Source organism: Citrobacter sp. 172116965, from assembly GCF_013458095.1.
Taxonomy (GTDB): Bacteria; Pseudomonadota; Gammaproteobacteria; order Enterobacterales; family Enterobacteriaceae; genus Citrobacter; species Citrobacter braakii.
In genome coordinates, this window is the sequence record NZ_CP046673.1 from 2,692,102 (window position 1) to 2,708,075 (window position 15,974).

Consider the following 15,974-nt stretch of genomic DNA (forward strand, 5'->3'; position numbering starts at 1 on the left):
ATTCCGGGCTTGTACCCGGTGCTTTTGATGACGGAATCGAAGAATGAAGCAGTTTCTTGATTTTTTACCGCTGGTTGTCTTTTTTGCTTTTTATAAGCTCTATGACATCTACGCGGCGACCTCGGCGCTGATTGTTGCGACGGCTGTGGTTTTGATTTACAGCTGGGTCCGCTATCGCAAGGTCGAGAAGATGGCATTGATCACTTTTGTTCTGGTAGCCGTGTTCGGTGGCCTGACCATTTTCTTCCACAATGATGAATTCATTAAGTGGAAAGTAACGGTGATTTACGGGCTGTTTGCCGGTGCGCTGCTGGTTAGCCAATGGGTAATGAAAAAGCCGCTGATTCAGCGCATGTTAGGTAAAGAGCTGAGCTTGCCACAGCCGGTTTGGATAAAACTTAACTTCGCCTGGGCCGTCTTCTTTATCCTGTGCGGTCTGGCGAATATCTATATCGCGTTTTGGCTACCGCAGAATATTTGGGTCAACTTTAAAGTATTCGGCCTGACCGCCCTGACTTTACTATTTACGTTACTGAGCGGAGTCTATATTTACCGCCACCTTCCGCAGGAAGATAAATCGTAATAAATGCTCGCCAGATCTCCGGATCTGGCGAATTTTTATCCCTTCGCGTTCCTTGTTGCCATCAACCTGGCTTACTTCCGCCGCGCAGGCCGCATCCCCTCTGTTCTCAGCGCGTAAATTCTAGTAGCATCGCGCCTGTAATCTTTCTCTATAGTCGGTTCTACAATGACAACAACGAATAACACTCCCCAGGGCGAACTGGTTTTACGCACTCTGGCTATGCCTGCCGATACCAACGCAAACGGTGATATTTTTGGCGGCTGGCTGATGTCACAAATGGATATAGGTGGCGCTATTCAGGCCAAAGAGATCGCACATGGTCGCGTGGTAACGGTGCGGGTTGAAGGAATGAGCTTTTTGCGCCCGGTTGCCGTGGGCGATGTGGTTTGTTGCTATGCACGCTGCGTGAAACGCGGGACGACCTCGATCAGCATTAATATTGAAGTCTGGGTGAAGAAAGTCGCTTCAGAACCTATCGGCCAGCGCTATAAAGCTACCGAAGCCCTGTTTATCTACGTTGCCGTTGATAAAGACGGTAAACCGCGGCCGATTCCCTCCCTGGCCTGATAGCACGCGCAAGCATCGCCATCCGGCAATCATTCTGCCGGATTTGGCGACGTAACGCCAAATCCGGCCTGATGCTTACTCGATCTGTGTTGTGCCGTTCAGGCGGAAAACAATATTCACCACCAGCCCGGAACCTGGCTTACCGGCTTCATAACGCCATCTGCGCATCGCATTTTTCACTTCACGCTCAAACATATTTGCAGGCTGTGCGGACAGAACTTCCACATTTTCAACCCGGCCATCCGAGGTCACGTCAAATTTGACTTTCACACGGCCTTCAATGCGCAATGCCTGTGCACGTGCCGGATATTGAGGCTGATTACGACTTAAGGCTCGCGGACCCGATGGTACGCTCACCGCCGGTTTAGTGGTTGCCGGAGCGGTACTGGTTGTTGGACGAGCAGGCGCCGTATTTTCAAACGGGGATACCGGACGCGGCTCTGCTGGTTTAACATCACGCTTCGGCTGCTCTTCCACCTTTTTCACCGGTTTTGGCTTCGGTTTAGGCTTGGGCTTCGGTTTCTCAATCACTACCGGCGCTTCTTTTGGCGGTTCGGGGATCGGTTCTGGCTCCGGTTCAGGCTCGACGACGGGTTCCGGCGGCGGCTGAACGGCCTGAGGAGGTTCAAGATCGGCAGGCGCAACCATCGTAACGGAGATCGGCTGCGCTGGCGCAGGCAGTTCAATAACCTGATGTACCGAGGTATACAGCAAACCTGCCACTACAGCACCATGAATGCCGACAGAAAGTAACGTAGGCCAGGGAAAGCGACGAGGTAAATCAAGGGTCATTGAAGTCATAATCGTTTCAGTAAAAAAACCAGGCCCTGATTTTAAATGCAAATAGCAATCATATTCAATAAGACCGTGAAGCTAACTGGCATTTAAAACGCGATTTTATGATAAAAAACCATTTTCAAAGTATGGCCTTAACATATTAGTTATCTTTCCGTTGCAGTTACCAGGCCTTTCCAATAACGTAAATATGACCTTTTACCGTTCAAGGAGCTCTACCCGTGCTGTACGTTATTTACGCTCAAGATATCGCAGACTCTCTCGAAAAACGTCTTTCCGTACGCCCTGCTCATCTGGCTCGTCTGCAACTCCTTCATGACGAAGGCCGTTTGCTCACGGCGGGTCCTATGCCAGCGGTTGACAGTAACGATCCGGGCGCCGCAGGCTTTACCGGCTCAACGGTGATTGCAGAATTTGAATCTTTAGAAGCCGCGCAGGCATGGGCGGAAGCCGATCCCTACGTGGCGGCAGGTGTTTACGCGCAGGTTTCAGTAAAACCGTACAAAAAAGTATTTTAAAAACAAAACGAAAAGCAGACATTGGGCACCGACAGCGGTGCCCTTTTGAGATCAGATGTTGTGGATCGCAAACAGCAACGAGTTACGTTGATGGTTGAGAATACACTTTCTGATGGTATGGATACGCATATTACGGCGCGATTGTCCTTCAAGCCAACGTGCTTTACGGCGGCTAGCCTGACGCAGCATCCGCCAGCGTCCCACTTCCGTTCTACTACGCTTCATGTTTACTACTCTTTCAGTCACTGAGCGGCCATTATAACGCCACACCGAATGCAGACCAGTGGTTTTCCCGTGTTTTTATTTGCCAGATTAATCCTGATGCGTAAACTCTTAACAATACGCTTTCAAAAGGATTTTTAAATTTATGACAACCTTCTACACCGTGGTGAGTTGGCTGGTCATTCTGGGTTACTGGGTACTCATTGCTGGCGTAACATTACGCATTCTAATGAAACGACGCGCAGTGCCCTCCGCAATGGCCTGGCTTTTGATCATCTATATTCTGCCATTGGTAGGGATCATTGCTTATCTTTCCTTCGGTGAGCTCCACCTGGGTAAACGTCGCGCCGAACGCGCCCGGGCAATGTGGCCGTCAACGGCCAAGTGGCTGAACGATCTTAAAGCCTGTAAGCATATTTTTGCGCAGGAAAACAGCAGCGTCGCGTCATCCTTATTTAAGCTGTGCGAGCGTCGTCAGGGAATCGCTGGCGTTAAAGGGAATCAACTGCAGTTGCTCACCAGTTCAGAGGACGTGATGCAGGCATTGATCCGTGATATTCAACTGGCGCGTCACAACATCGAGATGGTGTTCTACATCTGGCAACCGGGCGGTATGGCCGATCAGGTCGCCGAGTCATTAATGGCTGCCGCAAGGCGTGGAATTCACTGTCGCCTGATGCTGGACTCCGCGGGTAGCGTGGCGTTCTTTCGCAGCCCATGGGCGGCGATGATGCGTAACGCGGGTATCGAGGTTGTTGAAGCGCTGAAAGTAAACCTGATGCGTGTATTTTTACGACGTATGGACCTGCGTCAGCACCGCAAAATGATCATGATCGATAACTATATTGCTTATACCGGCAGCATGAACATGGTCGATCCCCGTTTCTTCAAACAAGATGCAGGCGTCGGGCAATGGGTGGATTTGATGGCGAGAATGGAAGGCCCGGTAGCCACCGCTATGGGCATTGTCTATTCCTGCGACTGGGAAATTGAGACCGGCAAGCGCATTCTGCCCCCGCCGCCAGACGTCAATATCATGCCGTTTGAGCAGGCCAGCGGCCACACCATTCACACTATAGCTTCGGGACCTGGTTTCCCTGAAGATTTGATTCATCAGGCGCTGTTAACCGCGGCTTATTCGGCGCGTGAATATTTAATTATGACCACGCCCTACTTCGTTCCCAGTGACGATCTGCTGCACGCGATCTGTACAGCGGCGCAGCGCGGGGTTGACGTCAGTATTATTCTTCCACGCAAGAATGATTCCCTGCTGGTTGGCTGGGCAAGCCGGGCCTTTTTCACTGAGCTGCTGGCCGCTGGCGTTAAAATCTATCAGTTCGAAGGTGGCTTACTGCACACCAAGAGCGTACTGGTCGATGGCGAGCTGAGCCTGGTCGGTACCGTTAACCTGGATATGCGCAGTCTGTGGCTCAATTTTGAAATCACGCTGGTCATTGATGATGCCGGATTCGGTGGCGATCTCGCGGCAGTACAGGATGATTATATTTCGCGTTCCCGTCTGCTTGATGCCCGTTTGTGGGTAAAACGACCACTCTGGCAGCGGATCGCTGAGCGACTGTTTTACTTCTTTAGTCCGTTGCTGTAAAACGTGCCCATCAGACAGTAAACAGGTAGTCATTATGGATATGGATTTGAACAATCGCCTGACTGAAGACGAAACGCTTGAGCAGGCTTATGATATTTTTCTCGAACTGGCTGCGGACAACCTGGATCCAGCCGACATCATTCTGTTCAATTTACAGTTTGAAGAGCGCGGTGGTGCCGAGTTATTCGACCCGGCAGAAGACTGGCAGGAGCATGTTGATTTTGACCTGAACCCTGACTTCTTTGCCGAAGTGGTGATTGGTCTGGCAGATACAGAAGACGGCGAGATTAACGATATTTTTGCGCGCGTTTTATTATGTCGCGAAAAAGATCACAAACTCTGCCATATTCTCTGGCGCGAGTAACAAACAAAAAAGCTGCTCTCGCAGCTTTTTTCATTTTTATCCCGGCAGTTTACTTCCGCAGCGGTTACAAAACTGCGCACTATGTTCATGCTGCGCCTGCTGACACTGTGGGCATCTACGCTGATATCCTCGCTGTTGGAACGCACTGCTCATGTGTGTGGTTATCAATCCGGTCGGTATCGCAATCACAGAGTATCCAATCAGGATAAGCACTGACGCCACCATGCGTCCCAACGGCGTGTGCGGTGTAATGTCACCGTAGCCGACGGTGGTGACCGTAACAATTGCCCAATACACAGACGCATTCAGCGTAGAAAAGCCATATTTGGGCCCTTCTATCAGATACATCATCGCGCCGAAAACAACCATCAGAATGGCAATAAAGGAATAGAACAACATCAGTTGATGACGGGCGCTTTTTAACGCATTCCAGAACACTCGCAGAGAAGGCATAAAACGCAGCAGCTTGAGAATACGCAAGACGCGCAGGACACGCATCGCTCGCCAGGCGAAGACATAGCTCAGACTGATTTCAGGCCATAGCCACATCACGTACAGCGGTAAAATGGTGGCCAGATCGATAATCCCCCAGAAGCTAAACACATATTTTGCGGGATTGGCCCAGCTGCATAAGCGAAGAAAATATTCGAGGGTAAAGACCAGAGTAATAAAGATCTCCAGCCAGACAAAAATGCGCCATTCCTCAAAGGTTAAATGGTATTGCGTCCCGACCCCGGACTCAATGAAGATAACAATAACGCTGAGCAAGGCGAACAGCGCGCACATACCTTCAAAGCGACGCCCTGAACGGGTGTTTAAATCGAATAATTTGCGATAGAGCGCGCGGCGGACAGAAGAGACTAAACCTGACACATATACCTCACCAAAAAGAAGGGCTGACCTTTGTCAGCCCTCTGGATTATAGCGGGTCTACTTTCAGGCAGGAAACTGCGTGACGGAAACTTCCTTCGAGAACCGGGCGGGTTTTTGCGCATTCCGGTCCGGCAATCGGGCAGCGCGTACGGAACACGCAGCCGGAAGGAGGATTAATCGGCGACGGCAATTCGCCTTCCAGCAACTGGATAACCTTGTTCCTTTCCTGATCCGGGTCGGGAATTGGCACTGCAGACATCAACGCTTTGGTATAAGGGTGCAGCGGATTATGGTACACCTCATCATAAGTCCCTAATTCCACCGCGTGTCCGAGATACATGACCAGCACGCGATCGGAGATATGTTTCACCACCGCCAGGTCGTGAGCAATGAAGATTAACGATAATCCCATTTCACGCTGTAGCTGTTGTAACAGGTTGACCACCTGGGCCTGAATGGATACGTCCAGCGCCGAAACCGGTTCATCGCAAATAATCAGCTTCGGCTCGAGGATCAGCGCCCGGGCAATACCAATACGCTGACACTGGCCGCCGGAAAACTCATGCGGGTAGCGGTTAATCAGATTAGGCAGCAACCCCACCTTCATCATCATCGCCTTCACACGGTCGCGGACTTCCTGGCCAGACAGGTTCGGATGATAAGTCCGCAGCGGTTCGGCGATGATTTCACCGATGGTCATGCGCGGGTTCAGTGATGCCAGCGGATCCTGGAAAATCATCTGAATATCGCTACGCACTTCCCGCCACTCATCGGGTTTCATGCCCAGCAAATCTTTACCCAGCCAGGCGACTTTTCCATCGGTGGCTTTCACCAGGCCAATAATCGCACGGGCAAAAGTCGATTTTCCACAGCCTGATTCGCCGACCACGCCCAGGGTTTCACCTTCATACAGTCGCAGAGTCACGCCATCAACCGCTTTCAGGGTTTTAGATGGCTGCCAGAACCACTGCTTGCCGTCTTTAATGTCGAAATGGACTTTAAGATCGGCAATTTCAAGGAGCACTTTTCGTTGTTCGGTGACCGCATTCATACCAGTTCCTCCACCGGTTTAAAGCAGGCGCGCAGGCGGCCCGGACTAAACTCTTCCAGTGGCGGAGCACTGCTACAGATTTCCATCGCATGCGGGCAACGCGGCTGGAATGGACAGCCTTTTGGTAGACGCAACAGGTTCGGCGGATTGCCCGGAATAGTCAGCATCTCTTCCCCTTCGGCATCCAGACGAGGTACGGCATTCAGCAAACCAATCGAATACGGATGAACGGGCTTATAAAAGACATCCCGCGCGCTGCCATATTCCATGGTGCGTCCGGCGTACATCACCAAAACTTTATCGCAAATACCGGCCACTACTCCCAGATCGTGGGTGATCATGATAATCGCAGTGTTGAATTCGCTTTTCAGTTCATTCAGCAGGGTCATGATTTGTGCCTGTACCGTAACATCAAGCGCAGTAGTCGGCTCATCGGCTATCAGTAATTTAGGCCTGCACAACAGCGCCATGGCGATCATCACGCGCTGACGCATCCCGCCGGAGAATTCATGCGGATACATTTTCATACGCTTACGCGCTTCCGGCATTTTCACCGCATCCAGCATTCTGACCGATTCTTCAAAGGCTTCCGCTTTGCTCATGCCTTTATGCAGCATGAGAACTTCCATCAACTGCTCGCCGACTCGCATGTACGGATTGAGAGAGGTCATCGGGTCCTGGAAAATCATCGAGATTTGCTCGGCGCGCAGTTTGTTCAACTCACGTTCCGGTAAATTCAGAATTTCACGTCCGTTGAAAGTTGCAGAACCTCCGATACGGCCATTTGCCGCCAGCAGGCCCATCAGGGCAAAGGCCGTTTGCGATTTCCCTGAACCGGATTCCCCAACAATACCCAGCGTTTCTCCAGCTCGCAGAGAAAAGTTTAAATCGTTTACCGCAGTCACATCGCCGTCGGGGGTGGCAAACGTCACGCGCAGATCTTTAACGTTCAGTAGTGCGTTAGCCTGTTGTTGCGCGAGCGGCGCGGTTGAGGTTTCAATTACGCTCATGGCTGCACTCCTTAACGGTCTTTCGGGTCGAGGGCATCACGCAGGCCATCGCCAATAAAGTTAAAACAGAACAAAGTGACCACCAGGAATCCTGCCGGGAAGAGCAGCAGCCATGGTGAGACTTCCATCGAGTTGGCACCATCACTCAGCAACGCCCCCCAGCTACTTAACGGCTCCTGCGTCCCTAATCCCAAAAAGCTCAGGAAGGATTCAAACAGGATCATGCTGGGCACCAGCAACGAAGCGTACACCACCACCACGCCCAGCACGTTCGGCACAATATGACGGATAACGATGCGCACGGTAGATACCCCACCCACTTGCGCAGCTTCAATAAACTCTTTGCGCTTGAGACTCAGCGTTTGTCCACGCACGATACGCGCCATATCCAGCCAGGATACCATCCCAATAGCGACAAAAATCAGCAGGATATTTTGCCCAAAGAAGGTGACCAGCAGAATCACGAAGAACATGAACGGGAAGGAGTTGAGGATTTCCAGCAGACGCATCATCACGGAGTCGATTTTACCGCCGAGGTAGCCCGACAGAGAACCGTATAGCGTGCCGACAACTACCGCGACCAACGCCGCGGCAATGCCGACCATCAACGAGATGCGACCGCCAATCGCCACACGAACCAGCAGGTCTCGACCTGACGAGTCGGTGCCGAAATAGTGTCCGGATTCCGTATCCGGCGCGCTGGACATCATGCCCCAGTCGGTATCGAAGTAGGTAAACTGCGACAGCATCGGCGCCAGCGTCACAAACAGCGCAATAATCACCAGCACGACCAGGCTTGCTACCGCCGCGCGGTTATGCATAAAGCGTCGACGCGCGTCCTGCCACAGACTGCGGCCCTCGACCTCCAGCTTTTCACTGAAATTCTCCAGCGCTTCGCTGTTTTTCTTACTTAACATCATAGCGAGCTCCAGTATCAGTAACGAATTTTCGGGTCGATAACGGCATACAGCACGTCAACAATCGCGTTAAACACGATGGTCAGCGTCCCTACCAGTATGGTGAGGCTCAGGACCAGCGAATAGTCGCGGTTTAACGCACCATTGACGAACAGCTGGCCAATGCCCGGCAAACCATAGATGGTTTCAATAACCATCGAACCGGTAATAATGCCGACAAATGCTGGTCCCATATAGGACAGCACAGGCAACAGCGCAGGTTTTAACGCATGGCGGAAAATAATCCGCCGCATCGGCAACCCTTTAGCGCGCGCGGTACGAATAAAGTTAGAGTGCAGCACTTCAATCATCGAACCGCGGGTAATACGGGCGATACTGGCGATATAAGCCAGTGACAAGGCCACCATCGGCAGGATCATAAATTTCAACGCCCCGCCGTTCCAGCCGCCTCCGGGCAGCCATTTCAAGGTTATGGCAAATATCATGACCAATAAGGGAGCGACCACGAAACTGGGGATAACTACCCCGGTCATTGCCACCCCCATCACCGTGTAGTCCCAACGCGTATTTTGTTTCAGCGCGGCTATCACCCCTGCACTAACGCCAACGAGGACCGCCAGAATAAAGGCCGCAGCTCCCAGCTTCGCAGAAACCGGAAAGCTCGATGCCACAAGGTCGTTTACCGTATAGTCTTTATATTTAAAAGATGGCCCAAAATCGCCATGCGCCAGCTGCTTGAGGTAGCTGAAGTACTGCGTCGAGATAGGATCGTTAAGATGATATTTCGCTTCGATATTAGCCAGTACCTCTGGCGGTAACGCGCGTTCCCCAGTGAATGGACTTCCCGGCGCAAGGCGCATCATAAAGAATGAAATCGTAATAAGTATAAACAGCGTCGGAATCGCTTCCAGACAGCGACGTAATATAAATTTTAACATTGCCCGTACCTTCTGGCGTGTGCCTTTACACCTCTTCTACCCCGACGTTCAGGTAAAGCGGTGTTAATAGTTCGAAGAAAAAAGACACTGTGGGGCAAAATGATTGCCCCACGTCTTGCCATTAATGCTTGATAATATACAAGTCTTTAACGTGGATATTATCCATCGGGTCTTTACCGGAGTATCCGCCAACCCATGGTTTCACCAGGCGGGCGTTAACATAGTAATAAACCGGTACAATCGCAGAATCTTTATCCAGCTGCTGTTCCGCTTTCGAATACAGTTCGCTGCGCTGCGCTTCATCAGTCACTTTCAGCGTATCCGCAATCAGCTTATCAAACGCAGGGCTCTTATAGTGGACTGTGTTGTTGGAGCTGTCAGACAGCACCATATTCAGGAAGGATGTTGGTTCGTTGTAATCCGCACACCAGCCCGCACGCGAAACATCATAGTTACCCTGATGGCGCGTATCGAGGAACGTTTTCCATTCCTGGTTTTCCAGCTTCACGTTGGCGCCCAGATTTTTCTTCCAGATAGATGCCGCAGCGATGGCCAGCTTTTTATGCAGATCTGAGGTGTTATACAGCAGGTCAAAGGTCAACGGTTTTTCAGCGGTATACCCGGCTTCAGCCAGCAGTTTTTTCGCTTCTTCATTACGTTTTTCCTGAGACCATTTGAACCACTCAGGTTCAACCAGTTTCGCGCCATCGGTGTAAGGAGGGGTAAAGCTATACGCCGGCAGGTCCCCCTGGTTTTTAACTTTGTTGACGATAATGTCACGATCCAACGCCAGTTTCAGGGCGGTACGAACACGAACATCGTTGAACGGTGCTTTCTGGTTGTTGATTTCGTAATAATAGGTGCACAGATACGGGTCAACGTGAACTTCGTTCGGGATCTCTTTTTTCAGTTTCTGGAATAACTCGATCGGCATGTTGTTATAGGTCATGTCGATTTCGCCGCTGCGATAGCGGTTAACGTCAGTCACTTCAGAAGAAATTGGCAGGTAGGTAACCTGGTTAATAACCGTTTTGGCGTTGTCCCAGTAGTTGGTGTTACGCTCAAGTACAATGCGCTCGTTGACCACCCAGTCTTTCAGCTTATAGGCGCCGTTGGTGACGATGTTAGCGGGCTGGGTCCATTTCTCACCGTATTTTTCAACCGCTGCTTTAGGAACCGGAGAAACGGATGAGTGCACAAGCAATTTGTAGAAATAAGGAACAGGCTCGCTCAGGGTGACTTCAAATGTATGATCGTCGAGAGCTTTGACACCGAGATCGGTGATCGGCTTTTTGCCGGCGATAATATCGTCAATATTGACAATGTGACCGTACTGTAAATAACTGGCGTACGGTGACGCGGTATTTGGATTAGCCAGGCGTTGCCAGCTATACACGAAATCTTGCGCGGTAACAGGCGTGCCGTCAGACCATTTAGCGTCTTTACGCAGATGGAATGTCCACACCTTAAAGTCTTTATTTTCCCACTTTTCAGCCACGCCAGGCGATGGTTTGCCATCGACATCGCTGATTAATAAACCTTCAAACAGGTCACGGTTGATATTGGATTCAGGTACACCTTCGATTTTATGTGGATCGAGTGACTGAACTTCCGAACCGTTATTACGCACCAGAGTCTGCTTTTCAGCAAGCTGCACACCTGCTGGCACAACTGCCGCCGTAGCAACATTCCCAGCGATTAGCGCAGTTAGGATCCCCGCAGCTACTAAACTTTTTTTAGTGATGTTAGTCATTGTGTTTGTACTCCCTCATTATTATGGCTGGTTTTTTAACCAGACTGTTAATCCTGTCAGGATCCCTGTACGGCACCGGAGATTTTCTGCCGTCAGGTAGTTTCTTGTTTTACTGCTTGCTATCACCGACTTTATTTATTTCTGGCGATTCGTATGACCGCCTTGCGTCGATTATCTACGTGCCTCCCCTGCCGGAAACACGTTATTACCCTGTTGAGAGAAACTAATTGAAAATGATTCTCATCAACGTGAATTCTTCTGCATAATACCTGGCCGGAAAGTATCAAATGCGTTTCTTAACCGCCAATACATTTTACAAATTTGTTAACCAATTCTCTTTTATTGGAAATAAATCTCACTAAAAAAGTCTTACGAATGAAAGATTATGACAATAAAACGATGAAAATCAATACATTGCATAACGCGCAGTGTTAACTCCCCAGTCCTGTGTCAACACCACGCCAAAATGCACATAAATTTAACAATTGGTTATTAATTAGCACATTCATCTAAAAAAAACGCTGAAATAACTAATAACATTTCGATAATCCTTCAGCAAGCCCCAGAGTATGATGTTAATAAAATAACAGTGACATCGGGATCCCTCTGGTGGACCATTGAGTGTTATATCCATAAAATCAATGAATAAATTAATGAATAACCATCAGATATTTTTATATTTCTATGCTGATTTTCAACTTTAGTGAGAAGTTTTACTAATAACGAATGGAAACGGAGCCGAAAGAGGCTCCGTTGATGCCGAAGAGGAATATCAGGCAAGTAAACCGGGGAAAATGGACTTGATTCCAGTCACAATGAATTCGATCCCTAAGGCCATTAACAACAACCCCATAATACGCGTAATGACGTTGATACCGGTTTGGCCCAGCAGCCGTACCAGCCACGGTGCCATGCGAAACAGTCCCCAACAGCACAGGGCAAACAACGCAATCGCCACAAAAAAACCAAACAGGTTAATCGCACTGTGATAACGCGTACCCCAAACAATAGTTGAGCTTATCGCCCCTGGCCCCGCCATAAGCGGCAATGCCAGCGGCACTACGCCGATACTTTCGCGGATTGCTGTTTCTGATTTTTCCTGTTTGTTTTGCTTATCTTCGCCCAGTTTTCCGCTAATCATCGACATTGCGATAGTCACCACCAGAATGCCGCCGGCAATCCTGAACGAATCTATCGAGATACCGAAGAGCTGAAGAATACCGTCACCAAGGAACAGCGAAGTCCACAGGATGATGGCAACCGACAGGTTTGCCGTAAGGTTGGTTTTATTTCGCGCAGCAGCCGTTTGATAGCTGGTCATACTGATAAAGACAGGGATGATCCCGACCGGGTTAACCAATGCGAATAACCCAATGAAAAATTTAAAATAGACAGGAAAATCAAATAGCGTTTGGATCACGGTTAGCTCCGAAGCGTTAGCCGGATAAAATGAGTCATAAAAATTGATAAAATCCGCGCTGAAGATACGCCTTTTGTCAGCATACTTCACCTTCTATCTGTGTATATCTACGTAAATACACTTCCAATACTTAGTGTTATTAATATGTATTAAATATGCTAATGTTAATAGCATTCATCCCACCAATTCATTAACACTTACCGATAAACGCTAAAAGGGCCTGCTGAAAGGTGTCAGCTTTGCGAAATTTTGATCCAGATCACGCAATTACTACTCAGAAGTGAGTAATCTTGCTTACGCCACCTGGAGGTAGCGCGTTAGAATTAAGTGGCGCTAGCGTATAAGCTCTTTTAGTAAATCAAGGTAAAGTGGACGTTAATTAACCGTTTGATTTTCAAAACGTTACACAAATTTTCGTCGATCTGTCTATACTCTCGTATCGAGCAGATGATTTACTAAAAAAGTTTAACATTATCAGGAGAGCATTATGGCTGTTACTAATGTCGCTGAACTTAACGCACTTGTAGAGCGCGTAAAAAAAGCCCAGCGTGAATATGCCAGTTTCACTCAAGAACAGGTTGACAAAATCTTCCGTGCCGCCGCTCTGGCTGCCGCAGACGCTCGAATCCCTCTCGCGAAAATGGCCGTTGCCGAATCTGGCATGGGCATCGTCGAAGATAAAGTGATTAAAAACCACTTTGCTTCCGAATACATTTATAACGCATATAAAGACGAAAAAACCTGTGGTGTACTGGCTGAAGACCACACTTTCGGTACCATTACCATCGCTGAACCGATTGGTATCATCTGCGGTATCGTTCCAACCACTAACCCGACTTCTACTGCAATCTTCAAATCACTGATCAGCCTGAAGACGCGTAACGCCATCATCTTCTCTCCGCATCCGCGTGCTAAAGATGCCACTAACAAAGCGGCTGATATCGTTCTGCAGGCAGCAATCGCTGCTGGCGCACCGAAAGATCTGATCGGCTGGATCGATCAACCTTCCGTAGAACTGTCAAACGCGCTGATGCACCACCCGGACATCAACCTGATCCTTGCGACCGGTGGTCCAGGCATGGTTAAAGCAGCATACAGCTCCGGTAAACCGGCAATCGGTGTAGGCGCAGGTAACACCCCTGTGGTTATCGATGAAACCGCTGATATCAAACGTGCTGTTGCATCTGTTCTGATGTCTAAAACCTTCGATAACGGCGTAATTTGTGCTTCTGAACAGTCCGTTGTCGTTGTTGACTCTGTATACGACGCAGTACGTGAGCGTTTCGCGACTCACGGCGGCTACATGCTGCAAGGCAAAGAGCTGAAAGCCGTTCAGGACGTTATCCTGAAAAATGGCGCGCTGAACGCGGCTATCGTTGGTCAGCCGGCATACAAAATTGCTGAACTGGCAGGCTTCTCCGTACCAGAAACCACTAAGATTCTGATCGGTGAAGTGACAGTTGTTGACGAAAGCGAACCGTTCGCTCACGAAAAATTGTCTCCGACGCTGGCAATGTACCGTGCGAAAGACTTCGAAGACGCCGTTATTAAAGCTGAAAAACTGGTTGCGATGGGCGGTATCGGTCATACCTCTTGCCTGTACACCGACCAGGACAACCAGCCTGAACGTGTTGCTTACTTCGGTCAGATGATGAAAACCGCACGTATCCTGATTAACACCCCAGCTTCTCAGGGTGGTATCGGTGACCTGTACAACTTTAAACTCGCGCCTTCCCTGACTCTGGGTTGTGGTTCCTGGGGTGGTAACTCCATCTCTGAAAACGTTGGTCCTAAGCACCTGATCAACAAGAAAACCGTTGCTAAGCGAGCTGAAAACATGTTGTGGCACAAACTTCCGAAATCTATCTACTTCCGTCGTGGCTCTCTGCCAATCGCACTGGATGAAGTGATTACCGATGGTCACAAACGTGCGCTGATCGTGACCGACCGCTTCCTGTTTAACAATGGCTATGCTGACCAGATCACCTCCGTGCTGAAAGCTGCTGGCGTTGAAACCGAAGTGTTCTTTGAAGTGGAAGCTGACCCAACTCTGACCGTTGTACGTAAAGGTGCTGAGCTGGCTAACTCCTTTAAACCAGACGTGATCATCGCGCTGGGTGGCGGTTCCCCGATGGACGCCGCGAAAATCATGTGGGTTATGTACGAACACCCAGAAACCCACTTCGAAGAACTGGCACTGCGCTTTATGGACATCCGTAAACGTATCTACAAGTTCCCGAAAATGGGCGTAAAAGCGAAGATGGTTGCCGTCACCACCACTTCTGGTACCGGTTCTGAAGTTACTCCGTTTGCGGTTGTTACTGACGATGCAACTGGTCAGAAATACCCGCTGGCAGACTATGCGCTGACTCCGGATATGGCGATTGTTGACGCCAACCTGGTGATGGATATGCCTAAGTCCCTGTGTGCGTTCGGTGGTCTGGATGCCGTCACTCACGCCCTGGAAGCTTACGTATCCGTGCTGGCTTCTGAGTTCTCCGACGGTCAGGCTCTGCAAGCGCTGAAACTGCTGAAAGAAAACCTGCCAGCGTCCTACCACGAAGGTTCTAAGAACCCGGTAGCGCGTGAGCGTGTACACAGTGCAGCAACCATCGCCGGTATTGCGTTTGCTAACGCCTTCCTGGGTGTATGTCACTCAATGGCGCACAAGCTGGGTTCTCAGTTCCACATTCCTCACGGTCTGGCGAACGCCCTGCTGATCAGCAACGTTATTCGTTATAACGCGAACGACAACCCGACTAAACAGACTGCATTCAGCCAGTACGACCGTCCGCAGGCTCGTCGTCGCTACGCTGAAATCGCAGACCATCTGGGTCTGAGCGCACCGGGCGACCGTACTGCTGCAAAAATCCAGAAACTGCTGGGCTGGCTGGACGAAATCAAAGCTGAACTGGGTATTCCTAAGTCTATCCGTGAAGCTGGCGTTCAGGAAGCTGACTTCCTGGCACACGTGGACAAACTGTCTGAAGATGCGTTTGATGACCAGTGTACTGGTGCTAACCCGCGTTACCCGCTGATTTCTGAACTGAAACAGATCCTGATGGATACCTACTACGGTCGTGAATACAGCGAAGATCAAACCGCCGTTAAGACTGAAGCAGTAGCTGCTCCGAAAGCTGAGAAGAAAGCGAAGAAATCCGCTTAATTCATCCAGATAAGTTTTAGTTTCACCATAAACGGTCCCGAATTGGGGCCGTTTTTTTTTGCATCTTACGTTATCAGAATCGAAACATGACCAATTCAGCGACGTTTAAAGTATGGACCTGTAAAAGGATGCTTAGGAGGATGCGAGAATAGCGTCAGGAGAGTGTCTGATAGGGTAGCGAACATTAGCGA

The 15,974-nt window shown here is 49.8% G+C and carries 15 protein-coding genes; 6 read left to right on the forward strand and 9 right to left on the reverse strand.

The features are described 5' to 3' along the window. Nucleotides 1-43 precede the first annotated feature (43 nt). Together GPJ68_RS13010 and yciA are read left to right on the forward strand one after the other, a co-directional pair. Nucleotides 44-583 (forward strand): septation protein A, encoded by a 540-nt coding sequence (locus GPJ68_RS13010; protein ID WP_019076883.1) that lies wholly within the window; start codon nt 44-46, stop codon nt 581-583. A gap of 165 nt (nt 584-748) precedes the next feature. Next, nucleotides 749-1,150 carry an acyl-CoA thioester hydrolase YciA gene (gene yciA, locus GPJ68_RS13015; protein ID WP_016153266.1) on the forward strand — a complete coding sequence of 134 codons (402 nt, stop codon included), beginning with the start codon at nt 749-751 and terminating at the stop codon, nt 1,148-1,150. A gap of 75 nt (nt 1,151-1,225) precedes the next feature. On the opposite strand, the gene tonB is transcribed toward yciA, so the two are convergent. Further along, the gene (gene tonB / locus GPJ68_RS13020) at nt 1,226-1,942 is read right to left on the reverse strand and encodes a TonB system transport protein TonB (protein ID WP_046275300.1); all 717 of its coding nucleotides are present in this window, start codon (nt 1,940-1,942) and stop codon (nt 1,226-1,228) included. A 224-nt stretch (nt 1,943-2,166) separates the two neighbouring features. Between tonB and GPJ68_RS13025 the strand changes: the two genes are divergently transcribed. Next, a complete protein-coding gene (locus GPJ68_RS13025) occupies nt 2,167-2,463 on the forward strand; it encodes a YciI family protein (RefSeq protein ID WP_003020675.1) in 297 nt (98 codons plus the stop codon). A gap of 51 nt (nt 2,464-2,514) precedes the next feature. Here GPJ68_RS13025 and GPJ68_RS13030 read toward each other — a convergent pair whose 3' ends face one another. Beyond that, nucleotides 2,515-2,688, reverse strand: coding sequence for a YciY family protein (locus GPJ68_RS13030; RefSeq protein WP_016153268.1), 174 nt, complete (start codon nt 2,686-2,688; stop codon nt 2,515-2,517). Nucleotides 2,689-2,830: 142 nt separating this feature from the next. Between GPJ68_RS13030 and cls the strand changes: the two genes are divergently transcribed. Together cls and GPJ68_RS13040 are read left to right on the forward strand one after the other, a co-directional pair. Then, nucleotides 2,831-4,291, forward strand: coding sequence for a cardiolipin synthase (gene cls, locus GPJ68_RS13035; RefSeq protein ID WP_016156727.1), 1,461 nt, complete (start codon nt 2,831-2,833; stop codon nt 4,289-4,291). Between the two features lie 34 nt (nt 4,292-4,325). Next, the gene (locus GPJ68_RS13040) at nt 4,326-4,655 is read left to right on the forward strand and encodes an HI1450 family dsDNA-mimic protein (RefSeq protein WP_003020691.1); all 330 of its coding nucleotides are present in this window, start codon (nt 4,326-4,328) and stop codon (nt 4,653-4,655) included. Between the two features lie 36 nt (nt 4,656-4,691). Here GPJ68_RS13040 and GPJ68_RS13045 read toward each other — a convergent pair whose 3' ends face one another. The 7 genes from GPJ68_RS13045 to ychE form a co-directional block, all read right to left on the reverse strand. Next, nucleotides 4,692-5,528, reverse strand: coding sequence for an ion transporter (locus GPJ68_RS13045; RefSeq protein ID WP_104652185.1), 837 nt, complete (start codon nt 5,526-5,528; stop codon nt 4,692-4,694). Between the two features lie 46 nt (nt 5,529-5,574). Continuing rightward, the gene (gene oppF, locus GPJ68_RS13050) at nt 5,575-6,579 is read right to left on the reverse strand and encodes a murein tripeptide/oligopeptide ABC transporter ATP-binding protein OppF (protein ID WP_016156729.1); all 1,005 of its coding nucleotides are present in this window, start codon (nt 6,577-6,579) and stop codon (nt 5,575-5,577) included. Then, a complete protein-coding gene (gene oppD, locus GPJ68_RS13055) occupies nt 6,576-7,589 on the reverse strand; it encodes a murein tripeptide/oligopeptide ABC transporter ATP-binding protein OppD (RefSeq protein WP_003833364.1) in 1,014 nt (337 codons plus the stop codon). Before oppD ends, oppF begins: the two co-directional genes overlap by 4 nt. An 11-nt stretch (nt 7,590-7,600) precedes the next feature. Beyond that, nucleotides 7,601-8,509: an oligopeptide ABC transporter permease OppC gene (gene oppC / locus GPJ68_RS13060; RefSeq protein ID WP_003020701.1), complete on the reverse strand. Its 909-nt coding sequence runs from the start codon at nt 8,507-8,509 to the stop codon at nt 7,601-7,603. 14 nt (nt 8,510-8,523) lie between these two features. Further along, entirely contained in the window at nt 8,524-9,444 is a 921-nt protein-coding gene (oppB, locus tag GPJ68_RS13065; protein ID WP_003020708.1) for an oligopeptide ABC transporter permease OppB, read from the reverse strand. Between the two features lie 121 nt (nt 9,445-9,565). After that, nucleotides 9,566-11,197 carry an oligopeptide ABC transporter substrate-binding protein OppA gene (gene oppA, locus GPJ68_RS13070; protein ID WP_016153271.1) on the reverse strand — a complete coding sequence of 544 codons (1,632 nt, stop codon included), beginning with the start codon at nt 11,195-11,197 and terminating at the stop codon, nt 9,566-9,568. A gap of 772 nt (nt 11,198-11,969) precedes the next feature. Beyond that, the gene (gene ychE, locus GPJ68_RS13075; RefSeq protein WP_003020714.1) at nt 11,970-12,617 is read right to left on the reverse strand and encodes an NAAT family transporter YchE; all 648 of its coding nucleotides are present in this window, start codon (nt 12,615-12,617) and stop codon (nt 11,970-11,972) included. Between the two features lie 487 nt (nt 12,618-13,104). Here ychE and adhE point away from each other — a divergent pair, with 487 nt between their 5' ends. Continuing rightward, nucleotides 13,105-15,783, forward strand: a complete 2,679-nt coding sequence (adhE, locus tag GPJ68_RS13080) for a bifunctional acetaldehyde-CoA/alcohol dehydrogenase (protein WP_016153272.1) — start codon at nt 13,105-13,107, stop codon at nt 15,781-15,783. The last annotated feature ends 191 nt before the right edge of the window (nt 15,784-15,974 follow it).